16 protein-coding genes are annotated in these 16774 nt (G+C 70.0%); 9 read left to right on the forward strand and 7 right to left on the reverse strand.

All coding sequences use genetic code 11. The features are described 5' to 3' along the window. Positions 1–548: 548 nt before the first annotated feature. From NYF13_RS22335 to NYF13_RS22350, 4 genes are read right to left on the reverse strand one after another with little or no spacing between them, the layout of a single operon-like run. Entirely contained in the window at positions 549–1388 is an 840-nt protein-coding gene (locus tag NYF13_RS22335) for a carbohydrate ABC transporter permease (protein ID WP_315659352.1), read from the reverse strand. Between the two features lie 8 nt (positions 1389–1396). After that, complete coding sequence (locus tag NYF13_RS22340) at positions 1397–2353, reverse strand: sugar ABC transporter permease (protein WP_315659353.1); 957 nt, start codon at positions 2351–2353, stop codon at positions 1397–1399. Next, complete coding sequence (locus tag NYF13_RS22345; protein ID WP_315659355.1) at positions 2353–3642, reverse strand: ABC transporter substrate-binding protein; 1290 nt, start codon at positions 3640–3642, stop codon at positions 2353–2355. Before NYF13_RS22345 ends, NYF13_RS22340 begins: the two co-directional genes overlap by 1 nt. Further along, a complete protein-coding gene (locus NYF13_RS22350; protein WP_315659357.1) occupies positions 3639–4454 on the reverse strand; it encodes an NAD(P)-dependent oxidoreductase in 816 nt (271 codons plus the stop codon). Before NYF13_RS22350 ends, NYF13_RS22345 begins: the two co-directional genes overlap by 4 nt. 112 nt (positions 4455–4566) lie before the next feature. Here NYF13_RS22350 and NYF13_RS22355 point away from each other — a divergent pair, with 112 nt between their 5' ends. From NYF13_RS22355 to NYF13_RS22380, 6 genes are all read left to right on the forward strand, one after another. Continuing rightward, positions 4567–5766: an ROK family transcriptional regulator gene (locus tag NYF13_RS22355; RefSeq protein ID WP_315659359.1), complete on the forward strand. Its 1200-nt coding sequence runs from the start codon at positions 4567–4569 to the stop codon at positions 5764–5766. Between the two features lie 25 nt (positions 5767–5791). Next, entirely contained in the window at positions 5792–6934 is a 1143-nt protein-coding gene (dgoD, locus tag NYF13_RS22360) for a galactonate dehydratase (RefSeq protein WP_315659361.1), read from the forward strand. Beyond that, positions 6928–7515 carry a bifunctional 4-hydroxy-2-oxoglutarate aldolase/2-dehydro-3-deoxy-phosphogluconate aldolase gene (locus NYF13_RS22365; protein ID WP_315659363.1) on the forward strand — a complete coding sequence of 196 codons (588 nt, stop codon included), beginning with the start codon at positions 6928–6930 and terminating at the stop codon, positions 7513–7515. The genes dgoD and NYF13_RS22365 overlap by 7 nt, the downstream gene beginning before the upstream one ends. A 426-nt stretch (positions 7516–7941) precedes the next feature. Then, the gene (locus tag NYF13_RS22370; protein ID WP_315659364.1) at positions 7942–8517 is read left to right on the forward strand and encodes a hypothetical protein; all 576 of its coding nucleotides are present in this window, start codon (positions 7942–7944) and stop codon (positions 8515–8517) included. 2 nt (positions 8518–8519) lie between these two features. Beyond that, positions 8520–10469: a carbohydrate binding domain-containing protein gene (locus tag NYF13_RS22375; protein ID WP_315659366.1), complete on the forward strand. Its 1950-nt coding sequence runs from the start codon at positions 8520–8522 to the stop codon at positions 10467–10469. A gap of 217 nt (positions 10470–10686) precedes the next feature. Then, positions 10687–12744, forward strand: coding sequence for a phosphocholine-specific phospholipase C (locus tag NYF13_RS22380; RefSeq protein ID WP_315659367.1), 2058 nt, complete (start codon positions 10687–10689; stop codon positions 12742–12744). Between the two features lie 323 nt (positions 12745–13067). On the opposite strand, the gene NYF13_RS22385 is transcribed toward NYF13_RS22380, so the two are convergent. From NYF13_RS22385 to NYF13_RS22395, 3 genes are all read right to left on the reverse strand, one after another. Continuing rightward, positions 13068–13283 carry a hypothetical protein gene (locus NYF13_RS22385; RefSeq protein ID WP_315659369.1) on the reverse strand — a complete coding sequence of 72 codons (216 nt, stop codon included), beginning with the start codon at positions 13281–13283 and terminating at the stop codon, positions 13068–13070. 163 nt (positions 13284–13446) lie between these two features. Next, positions 13447–13671: a hypothetical protein gene (locus NYF13_RS22390; protein WP_315659371.1), complete on the reverse strand. Its 225-nt coding sequence runs from the start codon at positions 13669–13671 to the stop codon at positions 13447–13449. 65 nt (positions 13672–13736) lie between these two features. Further along, positions 13737–14279: a hypothetical protein gene (locus tag NYF13_RS22395; protein WP_315659372.1), complete on the reverse strand. Its 543-nt coding sequence runs from the start codon at positions 14277–14279 to the stop codon at positions 13737–13739. On the opposite strand from NYF13_RS22395, the gene NYF13_RS22400 reads away from it, so the two are divergent. The 3 genes from NYF13_RS22400 to NYF13_RS22410 all read left to right on the forward strand — a co-directional run bounded on the left by NYF13_RS22400 (position 14272) and on the right by NYF13_RS22410 (position 16506). Further along, the gene (locus NYF13_RS22400; RefSeq protein WP_315659373.1) at positions 14272–14673 is read left to right on the forward strand and encodes a hypothetical protein; all 402 of its coding nucleotides are present in this window, start codon (positions 14272–14274) and stop codon (positions 14671–14673) included. The two genes, NYF13_RS22395 and NYF13_RS22400, sit on opposite strands and share 8 nt — an antisense overlap. A gap of 460 nt (positions 14674–15133) precedes the next feature. Further along, positions 15134–15733: a hypothetical protein gene (locus NYF13_RS22405; RefSeq protein WP_315659374.1), complete on the forward strand. Its 600-nt coding sequence runs from the start codon at positions 15134–15136 to the stop codon at positions 15731–15733. 65 nt (positions 15734–15798) lie between these two features. Next, positions 15799–16506 (forward strand): hypothetical protein, encoded by a 708-nt coding sequence (locus NYF13_RS22410; RefSeq protein ID WP_315659375.1) that lies wholly within the window; start codon positions 15799–15801, stop codon positions 16504–16506. Positions 16507–16774: the final 268 nt, after the last annotated feature.

Below are 16774 nucleotides of genomic sequence, written 5' to 3' on the forward strand. Positions count from 1 at the left end.
TGTAGTCTTCAGCCCGCCGCTCTGCCCACACGGCCTGCCGGGCCGCCAGTCGTCAGGTGACCCGCTCCCCGACCACGCGCAGCGGTACCTGCTCGGCGACGGTGAGCATGCGCGGAGACCCCCATCGAATGGTCTCGACGGGGCCGGCATGGTCCGGTTTTCCCGGCTCACGGCGCCCCGCGGGAAATGCGGTGTCGTCCACCGCGCCCGCTTCGGCAGTGAATCACCGCCGTAGCGAGGGATCCGCGTCCAATTTCCGGCGCCACGCCTGCAGTTCCGTCGAGGCCTGTGCGCGGCCCTCGACCTCCCGGTCTTGGCCGGTGGTGCCGAGTACCCCTCCGGCCGCGACCGGACCCGCGCAGCGCAGGTTCACCCAGCAGACCGCCGGTGTGGTTCACGGATCTGCACTCAGTGGCCGGCCCCAGGTGGGTGGGCAGCGCGGATGGGCCGGATGGGCTGGGGGCTGCTTTTCACCTGCGCAGCAGTCGCTCGCGCGAGGCACGCCAGCTTTGGTCGTTCCGGCGACGTGCGACGTCTGCGGTTCGCGGTCACTTGCCGATGCCTACTGTCATGCCTTGGACGATGCGGCTGCCCAGCCAGGAGAACAGCGCGATCATGGGCGCCAGGATGATGCACATCCCGGCGAACATCGTGCCCCAATCCATTCCGCTGAACTGCTGGGAGCGGACGAAGTTGACCAGGGCGACGGGCAGCGTCACCCGGTCCGCGGACTGCATCAGGACGACGGCGAACAGGGTCTCGTTCCAGGCGCTGATGAACTGCAGCAGGAATGCGGTGATCAGCCCGCCGCGGACCACCGGCAGGATGACCTGGGTGAAGGTGCGCAAGCCGCTCGCGCCGTCGATCACCGCCGCCTCTTCCAGGACGGCCGGGACTCCGGCGAAGAATCCGGTGAGCAGGTAGACGGTGAAGGGCAGCGCGAGCCCGGTGTAGACGAGGATCAGGCCGGTGTAGCTGTTGACCAGATCCACCTGGGCCAGCCCGGTGAACAGCGGTACCAGCAGCACCTGGCCGGGCACCCCCACACCCATCACGAAGGTCATGCTGAGCGCGGAGGACGTACGGGTACGTCGCCGGGCCAGCATGTACGCCGCCGGTGCCGCGACCGCGACGGCAAGCACCGACGACACCGTCGCCACCAGCACGCTCGCGAGCGCGGCGTCTCCGAAACCGCCGCTTTGCCAGGCTTTCGTGTAGTTGCCGATGTCCACCGATTTCGGCAGGGCGAACGGGGAGTGGAAAATGTCGGTGGTCGAGCGCAGGGAGGTGAGCAGGATCCAGGCGAGCAGGGCGAGGTCGGCGACGACGATGAGCCAGAGCAGGCCTCCACCCAGGACTCGGGCGGGGTTCTTCAGCGGAGAACGCACGATGTTCCTCAGTCCTCGATGGGCTCACGCCGCATGATGCGCCGCAGCAGAAGCGTGAACAGGCCGACCAGAACCAGGCTCACCAGCGCCGCGGCGGAGGCGAGGCCCAGTTTCGGCGCAGAGTTCTGGGGGAAGGCGGTGGCGTAGACGTAGACCGCGGTCGTCCACGTCTCGGCCGGTGGGTTGCCGGCGTTGCCCCCGCCGAACAGCAGGACCAGTTCGAAGACCTTCACCGAGCTGACCGTCCAGAGCACGGCGCACACCGTCACCACGTCCCAGGCCAGGGGCAGGGTGACGTGCCAGAAACGGCGGAAGCCACCCGCGCCGTCCAGCTCGGCCGCTTCGTAGAGGTAACCGGGGATCTGGTCGACCGCGGCCATGATGATCGTGGTGTAGTAGCCCGCCGAGCTCCACACCAGCACGCACAGGATGAGCGTGAACAGGTTGTCGGTGGCCAGCCAGCGCGGCGGGGTCGTGACCCCGACCGCCCGCAGGGCGGCGTTGACGGGGCCGTCCGGGTTGAACAGGAACCCGGCGGCGGCGCCGAACACGAGCGCGTTGATCAGGCACGGGAAGAACAGCACCGACCGTGCGAACATCCGGGACTTCAGCTCGCGCAGGGCCAGGGTCAGCGCGAAGGCCACGACGAAGGTCAGCCCGCCACCGATGACGAGGATCTTGAGCGTGTTGGTGACCGACGTGCGGAAGACCGGGTCCTGAACCAGCGAGCCGTAGTTGCCGAGTCCCCGCCATTGCATGTCCCCGAGCCCATCCCACTTGAACAGGCTGGTCCACGCCGAATAGGCGATGGGTGCGAGGAAGAGCAGACCGTAGACGATCAGAGCAGGCCCGACGAACGGCCAGAACATCCGTCGGCGCTGACGTTCCAGCGCATTCGTCCCGCGTCCGCGTTTGCGGTGGCGGGGCCGCGGCGGCGCGGACGGCCGGGTGACCAGAGCAGTCATCAGCTCTGGCTCTTCCAGTAGGCGGCCTGCGCTTCCCGCACCGCGGCGACGAAACCGGAGGCATCGGTCTTGCCGCGCCACAGGTCGAGGTAGGCGGGGAAGAGGACCTTGTCGCCGTAGTCGCCGGGCAGGTTGTCCAGCACGGGCCGCGAAGGCGAGGCCGTGAGGATCTTCTGGACGTCGGCGAGGGCGGCCGGGGCCGGGATGTCCGTCCGGGGGGTGATGTTGCCGCCGGTGGTCGCGATGCCGCCCAGAACGGTCTTGTTCATGAAGTAGGCGATGAACTTCTTGGCCGCGGCCGGGTTCTTCGCCTTCTTGGGAACCGACCAGCCGAACAGCGTGACGTCGGCCTGGTCGTTGCCGCCTCCGGTCACCGGCACGGCGGGCGCCGCCGGCTTCCCGCCCGGCGCGGTCAGCTTCGCCACCTCCGAGGGCACCCAGGATCCGTTGACCAGGAACCCGCCGCCGCCCTGGGCCCACTTGGTCTGCTGAGTGGGCGCCTTCGACGCGTCGTAACCGGCACTGAGGTAACCGCCACGGGTCAGTTGCCCGACCCGCTCGACGGTGGCCCGGATACCCGGGTCCGCCCACGCGGCTGCGGTCTTGTCCTGGTAGAGCCGGGCGAGGGTACCGGGGCCGTGATCGCGGACCAGCAGGTAATCCAGGAGCAGGAAGTTCTCCCAGCCGAGGTCACCGTCGGAGGCCAGGCACGGCTTGTCCTTCGCCTTGAGCGTCGCGCAGAACGACATGAACTCGTCCCAGGTCCGCGGGGGCTTCGCGAAGTCGGGGTCGGCGCCGTTGTAGAACATCTGCGCCGAGACCACCTCGTAGGGCACCATCCACCGGTTTCCGCCGTCGGGGTCCTTCGGCAGCACGTCGAGGTACTTGGCCGGGACGACGTCACCCACCTTGGCGCCCTCACCCGGGATGGCCGTGGCGTAGACGTCGGACAGGTCGGCAGCCTGCCCGGTGAGCACGGTGGCCGAGTAGATGACATCCGAGCCCTGGTCCCACAGGTCGGGCCCGCGGTTGGCGGCCAGGGCCGCGCCGATCTTGGTCCGCACGTCGCGGCCCTGGAACTCCAGGTGGACCTTGACCCCGGTCGCGGCACTGAATTTGTCCACCGCGGCCTTGATCACCTGTGCCTGGGGCTCTTCGGCGCGCCACAGCGACCAGTAGGTCAGCTCGTCGGCACCGGAGGATCCGGAGCTGCTGCACGCGGTCAGTGTCAGGCAGGCGGTGAGTCCGGCCGCGAGGCAGCGAGCCGGTCTGTGGTGGATGTGCTTCATCGGGGATTCCTGTCGTAGCGGGATGGGCGGGGCGGGTCCTCGGCGGGACCGAAGAGCCGGCACACGTGTTCGGCGGGCGGTCCGGTGACCGCCGCCCAGATCTCACTGTCGTCACGGGGCCGGTAGCCGAATGCGCTGGTCGCGGAGCCGGTGTCCCAGTGGCGGCGGGTGTTGGCCGACACCGCGAAGTGGGCGCCGAAACCCGGCGGTGCGGTGAGCGAGGCGAGGACCGCGTGCGCCGCGTCGCGGTCGGACAGCCACATGCCGAGGTATCGGCGTTCGGTCAGCGGCCAGCCGGTCAGGCCCAGCCGCAGGACCACCACCGACGCTGCGGTCCGCTCGGCGTGCAGGCGGCCGAGCAGCTCGACGGCGACTTTGCTCAGGCCGTAGGCGCAACACGGGCGGGGTGGGCGGGCCGGGTCGACCGGCCGGGTGGCCGGCCGGTTGTACTCACCCATGGCGTGCACGGAGCCGGCCAGGACGATCCGGCGTACACCGTGGCGCTCCGCCGCCTCGAGCACGTGCCGGGTCGTGACGATGTTGGCCCGGTAGACCTCCTCCCATCCGGCGCGGGGGTCGCCGAGACCGGCCAGGTGCACCACCGCGTCCGCGCCGTCGAGCGCCCGGTCGGCGGTACGCGGGTCGGACAGGTCGCCGCAAACCAGTTCCGCGGCGAACTGCGGCGGTGAGGTCGCCTGATCGACGACACGGATCCGGGCGGACCCGGCCAGCGCGGGACCGATCACCGCACCGATCCGGCCGAGCCCGCCGGTCACGACGACCAGGGGCTGGAGCGAAGCGTTCGGCGGCATCGGCGCTGGTCCCTCGTTCGTCGGGGTCGGGATGGGACAGAACCCTGAACGTTCCGCCGAAGTATGTCAAGACAGTTGACGCAAATGATGGACGACGCGGTATGGTTGTGCCATGACGACCGAGGCTGGGGGTTCGCTCCAGAGCTTGCGGCGCACCAATCAGGAGCGCTTGCTCTCGCTGCTGCTGGAGGACGGGCCGATGCATCGAGCGCGGCTCGCCCGGCTGGCCGGGGTGTCCCGCACGACGGTGTCCACCATCGTCACGGAGCTGATCGGCCGCGGCCTGGTGCTCGAGCGGGAGCCGCCGAACGACCGCACGGTGGACGGGCGGGCGCGCGACGTGCTGTCGGTCAACCCTGCGGCCGGGGCGGCCGCGGGATTGGACTTCACGCTCCAGGACATCCACTGCCATCTCACCAACCTCTCCGGTGGCCCGATCGCCGACGCAGGCGTCTCGGTGCCGCCCGGCGCCTCGCGGGCCGAACGAGTCTCGGCCGGCCTGGCTCTGCTGGAGGACCTGCTGCACACCTCCGGCCACCTGCGCTGCGGCCTGATCGGCGTGGGTGTCGGCGTGCCCGGTCAGGTCTCGCCGGCGTCGGGAGTGGTCGCGGCGTCCCTGCCCGGCCAGCCGTGGGCCGGCACGAATGTCGCCGCGGAATTCGGCGCGCATCTCGACGTGCCGGTCTTCGTGGAGAACAACACCCGGCTGGAGGCAGTCGCGGAGTCGATGTACGGCGCCGGCCGCGACACCGCACAGCTGCTCTACGTCGGGCTTTCCAGCGGTATCGGCACCGGCATCTTCGTCGGCGGTGCGCTCTACCGCGGCGCGTCCGGCGGCGCCGGCGAGCTGGGGCACATGTCGGTGGACATCGACGGCGCGGCCTGCCCGTGCGGGAACCGGGGCTGCCTGGTGCAGTACGCAGCCGTTCCGGCCGTGCTCGCCGCCCTCCGCCCCAGCCTGGGCCCGGACGTTTCGCTCACCGACGTCCTGGCCGCCACCGAGGCGGGTGACCGGGCGTGCCTCGGTGTACTCGACGACGTCGGCCGGCTCGTCGGCCGGGTGCTGGCCAACATCTGCAATCTACTCAACCCCGATCGCATCGTCGTGGGCGGCGAACTCGCCCATGCGGGCGAGGTGCTGCTCGAGCCCTTGCGGACCGCACTGCACCGATACGCGATGGCCGCCACCCGGGAGGTCGAGGTGGTCGCGGCGACACTCGAGCTGGGGGCGCGGGCCGGCGCCCTCGGCGGTGCCGCGCTCGTGCTGCGAGAAACCCCCGGGATCGCCGCCGCGCTACTAGCCACCGCATGAGCCCGCGCAATCGTGGACGGAGACCATGAAGATCATCGGTTTCGAGACCTTTCTCGTGGCGCCCCGCTGGATGTTCCTGCGCATCGACACCGACGAAGGAGTGAGCGGATGGGGTGAACCCATTGTCGAAGGCCGCGCCGAAACGGTCCGGGCCTGCGTCACCACTCTCCTCGAGAGACTGACCGGTACCGACCCGGGAACCATCGAGGACCACTGGCAGACGATGTCGAAGGGCGGCTTCTACCGCGGCGGGCCCGTGCTCTCGAGCGCGGTGGCCGGTATCGACCAGGCGCTGTGGGACATCAAGGGCAAGGCCCTGGGCGTGCCGGTGTACGACCTGCTCGGCGGCCCGGTCCGGGATCGCGTGCGGATGTACACCTGGATCCACGGCGACAGCGCGGCCGAACTGGCCGACGACGCGGCGGCCAAAGCCGCAGCCGGGTACACCGCGGTCAAATTCACCCCGTCCCGGCAGCTGCCCCACCTCCCATCCGCCGACGCGGTCCGCGGCATCGCCGAGCGCGTCGCCGCTGTGCGCGAAGCGGTCGGCCACGCCGTCGACATCGCCATCGACTGCCACGGCCGGTTCTCCACCGCCGCGTCCCGGCGCATCCTGCCCGTCCTCGAGCCCTACCTCCCGCTGTTCGCCGAGGAACCCGTGCTCCCCGAATACGCCCGCGATCTCGGCCGCGTCGCCGCCGGCACCACGATTCCGATCGCGACCGGAGAACGCCTGTTCTCCCGCTGGGACTTCCGGGACGTGCTCGGCACCGGCATCGCCGTCGCCCAGCCTGATCTGTCCCACGCGGGGGGAATCTCCGAGGTGCGCCGGATCGCGGCCATGGCCGAGGCGCACGACGTCGCCGTGGCGCCGCACTGCCCGCTCGGGCCCATCACCCTCGCCGCGAGCCTCCACGTCGACGTGGCGACTCCGAACTTCCTCATACAGGAGCAAAGCCTGGGCGAGGGCTACGCCGGCGGCGGCCCGCCGGAGTATCTCCTCGACCCGGCGGTGTTCGCCATGACCGACGGGCACATCCCGCGGCCGACCGGTCCCGGCCTGGGGATCGAGGTCGACGAAACCGCCGTCCGCCGGGCCGCCGAGCTCGGCCACGCATGGCGCAACGAGGTGTGGCGGCACCGGGACGGAGCGTTCGCCGAATGGTGATCACGGACGTCCTCGCCGAGCGGCGGGCCTTCGCGATCGTCCGTGCCCCGTCCGCGGACACCGCCGTGCGCCAGGCCGCCACCCTGGCGGACCTCGGCTTCCCGCTGGTCGAGATCACCCTGAACACGCCGGGCGCGCTCGACGCCATCGCCACCCTGCGGCCGGCGAACTCGCTGGTGGGCGCCGGAACCGTACGCACCGCCGCCGACGCCGGTTCGGCGGTGGAGGCCGGTGCGGCGTTCCTGGTCACCCCCGCACTGGTGACCGAGGTCCTGGACGAAGCCCGCCGGCTCGGCGTTCCCGTGCTGTGCGGCGCCGCAACGGCCACCGAGGTCATGTCCGCGTGGCATGCGGGGGCCGCCGCGGTCAAGCTCTTCCCCGCCGTCAGCCCGGACCATCTGCGCGCCCTGCGCGCCCCGCTGGATGACATCCCCCTCGTACCGGTCGGCGGGGTGGCGATCGGGCAGGTGCGCGCCTACCTGGCCGCCGGGGCGCTGGCCGTCGGGCTCGGCCGCCCGCTGATCGGCGACGGCACGGACATCGAGGCCCGTGTCGCGGCGCTGCGGGAACAGCTGGCGTAACCCCATAATCCCTCGCCGCCGCCGTGACGCCCCGGCCTTAATACCGCATCGCCGCGGGTCTCCCGCCGGCCCCCGGAACGCCGCAGCCCGGCATCACCGGCGCTCGCCCTCGCGCGGAAGCCGGCCCGGCGGACGGGATCCGGGCCGGTGCCACCATCGCGGCCGATCGCGCCCGCTGCCGCCTCCGACCGGGCGGCGCCGGCCCACCGCGGCCCGGCCTCCCCGAGCCCGGCGCCGCGACGGCATCCCGCCCGCAGCCGCTTGAGGTCCCCGGCAGGCACTGAAGAAGCGACCGTGGCGGTGCTGCGTCCGCGCGCCCCGCTGCCTGCCGCACCCCCATATCCCCGAATTCATCCACACTATTGACAATCAAGAGGTGCGCGCTGATTATTTAGCAACTCTGTTGACGCACTGGTGAGGGTGGCCATGACCCGACGACGTAAGTGCCCGCTCGCCGCCCCGCTCCTGACCGCGGTACTGATCGTCGGCCCGAGCGCATGCGCCGCCGGCCCGGTCGCGGGCAGTTCCGCTGCCACCGCGCCCCTGACCGGGTCGGCGGTCCCCGCCGTCACGGGCACGACCGCCGACGGACATCGGGTCGATGCGGCCCGGCGTGCCGTCCTGCTCGCGTTCGTCGACTTCACCGGCGGGCTCGGCTCGCCCTCGCGCAGCCAGCTGGTCGTACTGAAGAGTGCGGCCACTCAGCACGCCGGAGACGCACTCGTGCTCGCGGTGGACGGCACCGGCCGCGCCAGTGACGACGAGCTGGTCAACGCCGCGAACGACTGGGACCTCGGACGGGCCGGCGTCGCGGTGCTCGGGAAGGCGTCCGGCGCGGCCGCCGCCGCCGTGTACCGGCCCGCCACGGTGCCCGAGACCGTTCTCGTCACCAGCGGCGGAATCATCGCCGAGCGATGGGGTGGGCTCACCCCCGCCCAGCGGATCGTCCCGGCGCTGCACGACCTGCTGTCCCCGGTTCCCGCCCCCACTTCGAGGAGTTGACCATGCGGCACACCTTCCGGCGCCTGCTCGGCCGCCTGACCCTGACCGCGGCTGCGGTCGCGGGCCTCACCGCCGGCGTTTCGCCACCCGCGTCGGCGACGGCCACCGCCTACTACCTGGACTGCTCGGGCGGCGCCGCGGGCGACGGCACGGTCGCCCACCCGTGGAACACCCTCACCGCCGTCAACGGTCAGGTCTTCCAGCCGGGAGAGCAGCTCCTGATCAAACGCGGCACGAGCTGCAACGGGGTGCTCAAGCCCCAGGGCTCCGGGGCGGCCGGCGCACCGGTAATCGTGGACACCTACGGCACCGGCGCCAAGCCGCTGATCGCCGGCGGCGGCGCACCCGAGGCCGTCCGGCTGGACAACCAGCAGTACTGGGAGATCCGGAACCTGGAGGTCACCAACCACGGTGCCACGGCCGGGAACCGCCGCGGCGTCTATATCACCTTGCGGGACTTCGGCACCGGCACCCACTACCGGCTGACCAACCTGACGGTGCACGACGTCAACGGGGACAACACGAAGGATCTCGGCGGCAGCTCCGGCATCCACCTCGACGTGCTCGGTGACACGACCCGGACGAAGTTCGCCGACGTGGTGCTCGACGGAAACGACGTCTATTCGGTGGACCGTTCCGGCATCACCATGTCAACCACCTGGAGGTGCCGCGCATCGATGGGCTGGGACGGGTGCCCCGCACATGTGGACAACTACTACCCGTGGAGCGATGTCATCGTGCGGAACAACACCGTGCACGACATCGGCGGGGACGGCATCGTCATGCAGTACACCGCAGACGGGCTCGCCGAATACAACGTCGCCTACGACGTCAACATGCGGTCCGGGGTCAACAACGCGGGCATCTGGGCGTGGAACGCCGACGGCGTCACATTCCAGTACAACGAGGCATACCGTGTGCGACGGCCCGCGAACACCAACGACGGAACCGCCTTCGACATCGACTACGGCACCGACCGGACCGTCTTCCAGTACAACTACAGCCACGACAACGAGGGCGGCATGATCCTCTACTGCGGCTGTGGTGGAACGTCCGCGAACGGCGTGGTGCGGTACAACGTCAGCCAGAACGACAAGTCCAGGATCATCATGGCAGCGGGGGCCACCGACGGGGCGTTCTACAACAACACCGTGTATCTCGGCCCCGGTTCGACCACCAAAATCCTCGAGGAGTACAACACCGCGACCGCGCTCGCGATCACGAACAACATCATCGTCAACCAGGGCTCCGGCGGCTACAGCTACCTTGACGCCCACTACGCCAGCCGGTACACCTTCTCCAGCAACATCCTCAACGGCAACCACCCCGGCGGCCCCGCCGGCCAGCTGACCGGCGACCCGATGCTGACCTCGCCCGGCGGCGCCGGTACCGGAATCAGCAGCGCCGGCGGATACCAGATCGCCGCCGATTCCCCCGCGATCGGGGCCGGCAGGCCCATCCTCGGCAACGGCGGGCGAGACTACTGGGGCAACCCGGTACCCCCTTCCTGCGCGCCGGACATCGGCGCTCACCAGCGCTCGCCCGTATCCCCCGGCTGCGCCCGCCTGGCCAATGGTGGTTTCGAGTCCGGCTCGCTCACGCCGTGGTACGCCTGGCACGACGCCTCAGCAGTGGCCGGGAACACCCACGGCGGCGGTTTCGCGTTGCGGCTCGGTACCGCCCCCGCCTCGGCCGAGCAGCAGGTCACCGTCTCGCCCGGCACCACCTACACCCTCAGTGGCTGGGCGAAAACCGCGGGTACGGGCGCCGCTGTCCGGATCGGGGTCAAGGCGTACGGCGGCCCCGAGACCTACGCGACCGTGACGGCGACCAGCTACACCCAGGGGTCGGTCCAGTTCACGACCGGCGCCTCGGCCGGCACGGCGACTGTCTACTGCTTCCAGAGCACCGGCACCGGATATGCCTACTGCGATGACCTCACCGTGACCTGAACCGCAGGCGCCGGGTGCCGAGGGCCGCAGGCACCGGACCCCGGCAGCCGTCGGCCCGGACCGCGGATCACCGCGGCATCACAGCAGGCTGGTTGCGCGGTGCCGCCGAGGACATCGACACGATCCCGCGCTGCGCGATGCCTGCCCGAATCAACCCCCGCCACTGGTTTTCTCCATTTCGGCTGCCCACCGCCGACATTTCCCTGGAGGTTCCGTCATGACCGGCCCACATCGTTCCGGACTCACCCGCCGCAGCTTCCTCGGAGGGATCGCCGCCGCCGGCGCCCTCGGCGCCCTGGCGCCCGGCATGGTCGAGGCACTCGCCGAGCCCCGAGTGCGCGGCCGTCTCGACGACGTCCAGCACGTCGTTGTCCTGATGCAGGAGAACCGCTCGTTCGACCACTACTACGGCACGATGAAGGGCGTCCGTGGCTACGGCGACCGCTCGGCGATCGTCCAGCCGGACGGCCGCGACATCTTCCACCAGCCCGACCCCAGTCGCACCGACGGTGGCTATCTCCTGCCGTTCCAGGTGGACACCAGCCGCGTCGACGGCCAGGACCTCGGCGACCTCGGCCACGGCTGGTCCGATCAGCACCAGGCCATCGCAGGCGGGGCGAACACCATGTGGATACCCGCCAAGGGTGAGATGACCATGGGATACTTCAGCGCCGGCGACATCCCGTTCCATCGGGCGCTGGCCGATGCGTTCACGTTGTGCGACCACTACCACTGCTCGGTGCAAGGGGCGACGACACCCAACCGGCTCTATCTGTTCACCGGGACCATCGACGCCGACGGACGCAACGGCGGTCCGGCAAACGGCAACCCGGCCAACGACTACCAGCCGGTGTTCGGCTGGACGACCTACCCCGAACGCCTGCAGCAGCAGGGAGTCACGTGGAAGGTCTACGCCAACACCGAACACCCCGCCGCCGGCGACAAGAACCCCCCGTTCATCGGCGACTACGGCGACAACCCCCTCTGGCTCTTCAACGCCTACCACCAGGACTACGCGAGCGAGCTGTCCCGCAGAGCCGGAGTCCTCAAGGACTGGGCCCCGGACTCAGGACAGGGCAAGGACGTCCATCACGTCCTGGCCGAGTTCACCGCCGACTGCGCCAGCGGATCGCTGCCGCGGGTGTCCTGGATCGTCGCGCCCTACGGCTACTGCGAACATCCCGAAGCACGCCCGGTCGACGGCGCCGCATACACCCAGGCCGTGCTCAACGCCCTCTGGGCCAACCCGAAGCTCTGGGAATCCACCGTGGTGTTCATCAACTACGACGAGAACGACGGTTTCTTCGATCACGTCCCGCCTCCGATCGCACCGCCCGGGACCGCGGGGGAATACATCGGCGGCAAGCCGATCGGGCTCGGCGCGCGGGTGCCGATGACGGTGATCTCGCCGTGGAGCCGCGGCGGCTGGATCAGTTCGGAGGTCACCGACCACACATCGGTGCTCCGGTTCCTGGAACGCTGGACGGGCGTCGCCGAGCCGAACATCAGTGCGTGGCGCCGCGCGATCTCCGGCGACCTGATGACGTGCTTCGACTTCAGTGCCACGAACCTCCAGATCCCCGTGCTGCCCGACACGACCGCGATGCGCCAGCAGGCCGACGACACCCAGCAGAAGCTGCCGAAGCCCGCACCGCCCGTCCCCGGTGGGCAACAGGCCCCGGTCCAGGAAACGGGCACCCGCCCGGCCCGGCCGCTGCCCTACCAGCCATCGGTGGGGGCGGCAGTGAGCGCCGACCATCAGATCCTCACCACGACCTTGGCCAACGAGGGCACCGCGGCGGTGCAGCTGATGGCCTACCGCACCGACGGGCAGACCGACGGGCCGTGGCCCTACGACCTCGCGCCGGGTGCCCAGATCAGCGACACCTGGCGAATCCAGATGTTCGGCGGCGGCCAGTACGGCATCGCTGTCCACGGGCCCAACCGGTTCCGCTGGGTCTTCACCGGCGACGCCAACAGCGCGGGAGCCGGCGTCGAGGTCACCGGGAGCTACACCGCGCAGAACAAGCTGCGCCTCACCATGCACAACAGCGGCACGACCACGGTCGGAATTACCGTGGCCGCGAGCAACTACCGTGCTGACGGCCCGTGGAGCTACCCACTGGCAGCAGGCCAGACGATGATCGAGGACTGGAATGTCATCGACTACGGTTCCGGCTGGTACGACCTCTCGGCCACGCTCGACGCCGACCCGCGATTTCTGCGCCGCTTCAGCGGGCACCTCGAAACGGGGACGGCGAGCATCACCGGCTGAGCCGGATCACCTCGCACGGTGACCGCGCGACCGGCACACCCCGGCTCGCCTCGGCGAACCGCACCGGCCACGCAGGCGCGGCCACGGTGACACCTGGCCCGTCCCGGCGGCACCCGTGCTCCTCCGGCCCACCCAGGAGGATCCGGGACCCGCGCGGACACCGTCGGCCAGATCTCACCGGACTCGGCGATGAACCGCGGTGATCACGCGACGGTGATCACGCGGACGCGCCGGTCCCGCCCGGATAAGAAACCTGCCCGCCGGCCGATGCCCGGGTGATGCAGATGCCGGACCGGGCAAGGTGACCCGAATGCCGACGTCGTTCACCGTCGCGAGGCTGGGGGCGGTGTGCCCGAGGCGCAGGACAGCCTGGGCCACCAGCCCCCGCCCAGCAGGGTCCGGGCGGCGGGCACCTCGACCGTCGGAGCGAGCAGCGTCGCGTCGAGACCGGCCGCGGTGGCGGTCAGCAGGTCTCGCTGTCTCGTGTGACCGGCCCGGATCCGGTCTTCGCCGGGATCGTCGAGGGATCCGATGATCACGACCAGGTGCTCGGAGTCGTCGGTGCGGGCTGGGCGGCCCGGGCCGGGGTCTCACCGGCCGTCCGGGGGCGTGGCGTCCGCTAGCGGGCCCGGCGGCACCGTCGTGGCGGCTGTCCTGGCTCGTTACAACTGCCACTTGCGTCCTTTCTCGACCTGCGCGGACTCAGATCGGTTGAGACCACATCGAGGGGTTTTGTTCCACTAGAAAGTGGCTAATGCGGGAGCCATCGAGCTTGACGATCGCTTGGGCGTGCGCGAGGGCGGCCCAATCCAGCTCGGACACCCGACCGCGGATCTTGGCTTCGTCCTGGCCCAAGGACGTGTCGCTGCGCACCGCCTGGCAGGCCATCACCCGTACCTGGCCGGTCACCCTCACCGCTGCCGCCACGCCCTGCACCCGAGGACCGAGCCGGGCATGGCCGGAGCCCGTGCCCCGGGACCACCCCGCCGCCGCTACTGATGCAGCCTCATGAGGTTCAGGATCGATGTTATGACCTGGACAATGACGTTGACTGGGTTGCCTGTCCCGGATCCGGATCCGGTGCTGGTGACGGTGGTGACGCGGTCGGCGTCGGCGTAGGTGGAGGGGGTGAAGATGGTGCCGTCGGTGGAGGTGCCGGTGCCTTGTTCGGTTCCCCAGTCAGTGGTGGCGGGGGTGCGGGTGAAGACCTGGTCGGTGGACTCGGTGGTAGTGGGGTTGTCCACAAGATGCCAGACGATGGTAGTGACGGTGCGCATCAGGAGCGTCGTTTCTTCGAAGCCGCCGATGGTGGCGGAGCCAGTACTGGTGGTGGCGGTGCCAGTACTGGTGGCGGTGCCGGTGCTGGTGGTGGTGGCGGTCCGGGTGCCGGCCCAGGACGGTGAGGTGCAGCCGGTCAACTCGCCGTGGCCGTTGACGGTCTGGTCCTGGTGGATGCGGTAGGTGCCGTGGCCGCCGGTGCAGGTGACCAGAACGGGCGGGTCCTGGGGAACGGCCTGTGCCGGGGCGGTGGCCACGATGCTGGCGGCCAGGGCGGTGATCGCGCCCGCGGTGGCGGTGCGCCGTAATGAGGTGATCATGGTGGGGTGCTCCTTCGTGGTGTGGTGGCTGCCCGAGGTGCGCGGGCGGGAACTCGCCCGCCGCGGCGGGTGGGTATTCATCGTTGCGTCCGGCGCCGTGGGGGCTCACGCGTTCGTTCTGGCGGGAGGTGCCGGGCCGGGTCTGGCCCCGATCCTGGGGCAGGCCCGGCTCGGATGGGCCCAGGCGTTCGGCGCGATGTGGTCAGCAGCGCCGCAGGGTGAGGCCGGTCTGGATGCCGCCGGTGAGCACGGCTGCGACGGTGGCTGCGCGGGTTGTCATCACGAACTTCCCTTCTGTGATGTGGCTCTCACCTTGGTGAGTCGTGGCTGACCGCGCACCGTTACGCTTTTCGCCGGATTGAATACAGCCATTCGGCAGACGGTGAGGAGCGGTGAAGTCTTCAGTCGCGGCACGGGACAAGGCCATGTGCGCCCCGGCGGCCGGTCGGCCCTGCCGAACAGCTGCGCGAGAGGCCCCCGGCATCACTTTCGTGAGACCCGCATCAGGTAGCGCGCGACGCGCGTCAACTCCGGCGTGCTCGCATCAGGTCCGGCGAGACAGGACAGTGGCTGTCTTGTCTCGCCGGACCTGATACAGTCTCTGACCTGGGATAAGTCACCTGTAGTGAGCGATCCACAGCTTTGCTGCTCGGTCTTTTTGATGCAAACGGGGAGCTGCTCGGCCACGCCTCGATCACCACCGCGATCGACACGTATGGTCACCTCACCGTCGAGGACGCCCGCCGAACGTTGGAGGCTGCGGGCTGGTTCACCGGGCGGGAGGTCCGCTGGTGAAACCTGCCGAGAAGCCCGCTGCGGGTTCGGTGCCGGCGAGGATTATGACTGTGGTCCGGCCGGAGTTCCGCGCCGAGATCTACGTTCCCGCGTCGAACGACCCTGTCTTCATCTCCGACCAGTGCATCGCCGCCGATTGCGACCGGACCGCGGAACCGCTGAAGCAACGCTTGTGCTGCGCCCACTGGCAGCGTTTCCGCAAGGAGAACTACTCGTCGATGGAGCAGTTCCTCGCCAATCCCGGTCCGCCGACATTGGGTCGCAGGGCGCTGGCGGCCTGCATGGTCGAAGGGTGCCGACATTCGCGGTGGCACCGAAGCGGGTTGTGCCGCACGCACTGTGGCTATGGGAAGCGCGCCGGGCAGCCTGACCTCTCCGCCTGGGAGGACCCCGATCTGACGCCCGAGAACCTCGCATCAGCGCAGTGTCGGCTGCCGTTCGGTGATCTGTGGGTTGAGAGCCGCACGAAACTGTTCTGCGAAGGCCATTATGCCCGCTGGCTTCGACACGGTCGACCCGATCTCGAACGGTTCGTCACCGATTGCGAGTTGGTCGGTACCGCCCACATCGATCTGCGCGTCTCGCTCCGCAGTTGAGACAAGAGTTTCGGTACGCGCTGCAATGTCGCTACGACGCGCGCTCCCGCGTCGCACCGCCGCGCATGGTCACACCCGCTGTCCGGCTCGTCTCGACGCTGGGCATCGCTTCGTTGCTGGACCTAAGCGAGGAGCAGTGGCGCGTCGCGGCCGCAGCTCGCCCGGATCAATCGCTGATCTTCCTGCTCGATGCCCGCTATGCGATCGAAGCACTACGCGACGGCGACGGCTGGGAAGTCGGATATCCCAGGGATATCTGGCGGCTGGACCGGTTGCCGGGCATCGCCGGACCTGGCGGTCGCCCTTGTGGTCGCGACCGGTTGCGGTTCGACCGCATCACCCATCCCCGGCTGCGTCATCTGGGCAAGCGATGGACTCGGCTGCGCCTGACGTCCGGGCTGAGCATCGGCGCGGCCCGCGCCGGAGTCGATGCCCTGACCCGGTTCAGCGACTTCCTAGCGATGGTCGGTGCCGACTCGCTCGCCGACGTCGACCGGCCGCTGTTGGAGCGCTACCTGGCCCACGCCAGGTCCCAACCCGGCGGGCACAACATCAAGCGGCACCGGATCGACTGCCTCAACGTGTTCTTCCAGTCGCCCAGCCGGGTGAACTGGTCCACGGGCGCCGAGGCATCAGCGTCATACCGGCGACGCCGGCAGCCACCGGCAAGTTCCGCTGCCCGTGCGCCCGGCGCCGATCGCCTGCTGGCCCGGATCGGCATACTTTCGCTCATCCCAGGCGATGTCCCGGCGCGGGCCGTGCTGGAGCCATGATGGAGCACACCGGCATCGCCTGGCACCGACGGTGGCGTGCCGTCCCCCGGCCGGGCCCACCGGCTCCCGATCGAGTGTCGCGGGCCGTAGCGGCGCCACCCCGTGCAGGGCGGTCGCTGGGCCAGACGGGCAATGCCCGCGCGGCGCGAGTGAAAGCTCCTTGTCCCCGCGAAACTCGCGGCGCTAGCGTCGATCCCCAGGGGACGAAGCCGGGGCACCTGGTCCGGCGATGGCCGATTCCCCTGTCCCCCCAGCGAAACCGACCGAG

Source organism: Amycolatopsis sp. PS_44_ISF1, assembly GCF_032335455.1.
GTDB lineage: Bacteria > Actinomycetota > Actinomycetes > Mycobacteriales > Pseudonocardiaceae > Amycolatopsis.

Bases quoted from the DNA above. Each gene is read 5' to 3' on its own strand.
- NYF13_RS22410 (WP_315659375.1), top strand. From the start codon at position 15,799: ATGGTCACACCCGCTGTCCGGCTCGTCTCGACGCTGGGCATCGCTTCG.
- NYF13_RS22365 (WP_315659363.1), top strand. From the start codon at position 6,928: ATGGTGATCACGGACGTCCTCGCCGAGCGGCGGGCCTTCGCGATCGTC.
- NYF13_RS22350 (WP_315659357.1), bottom strand. From the start codon at position 4,454: ATGCCGCCGAACGCTTCGCTCCAGCCCCTGGTCGTCGTGACCGGCGGG.
- NYF13_RS22340 (WP_315659353.1), bottom strand. From the start codon at position 2,353: ATGACTGCTCTGGTCACCCGGCCGTCCGCGCCGCCGCGGCCCCGCCAC.
- dgoD (WP_315659361.1), top strand. From the start codon at position 5,792: ATGAAGATCATCGGTTTCGAGACCTTTCTCGTGGCGCCCCGCTGGATG.
- NYF13_RS22345 (WP_315659355.1), bottom strand. From the start codon at position 3,642: ATGAAGCACATCCACCACAGACCGGCTCGCTGCCTCGCGGCCGGACTC.
- NYF13_RS22355 (WP_315659359.1), top strand. From the start codon at position 4,567: ATGACGACCGAGGCTGGGGGTTCGCTCCAGAGCTTGCGGCGCACCAAT.
- NYF13_RS22380 (WP_315659367.1), top strand. From the start codon at position 10,687: ATGACCGGCCCACATCGTTCCGGACTCACCCGCCGCAGCTTCCTCGGA.
- NYF13_RS22370 (WP_315659364.1), top strand. From the start codon at position 7,942: ATGACCCGACGACGTAAGTGCCCGCTCGCCGCCCCGCTCCTGACCGCG.
- NYF13_RS22375 (WP_315659366.1), top strand. From the start codon at position 8,520: ATGCGGCACACCTTCCGGCGCCTGCTCGGCCGCCTGACCCTGACCGCG.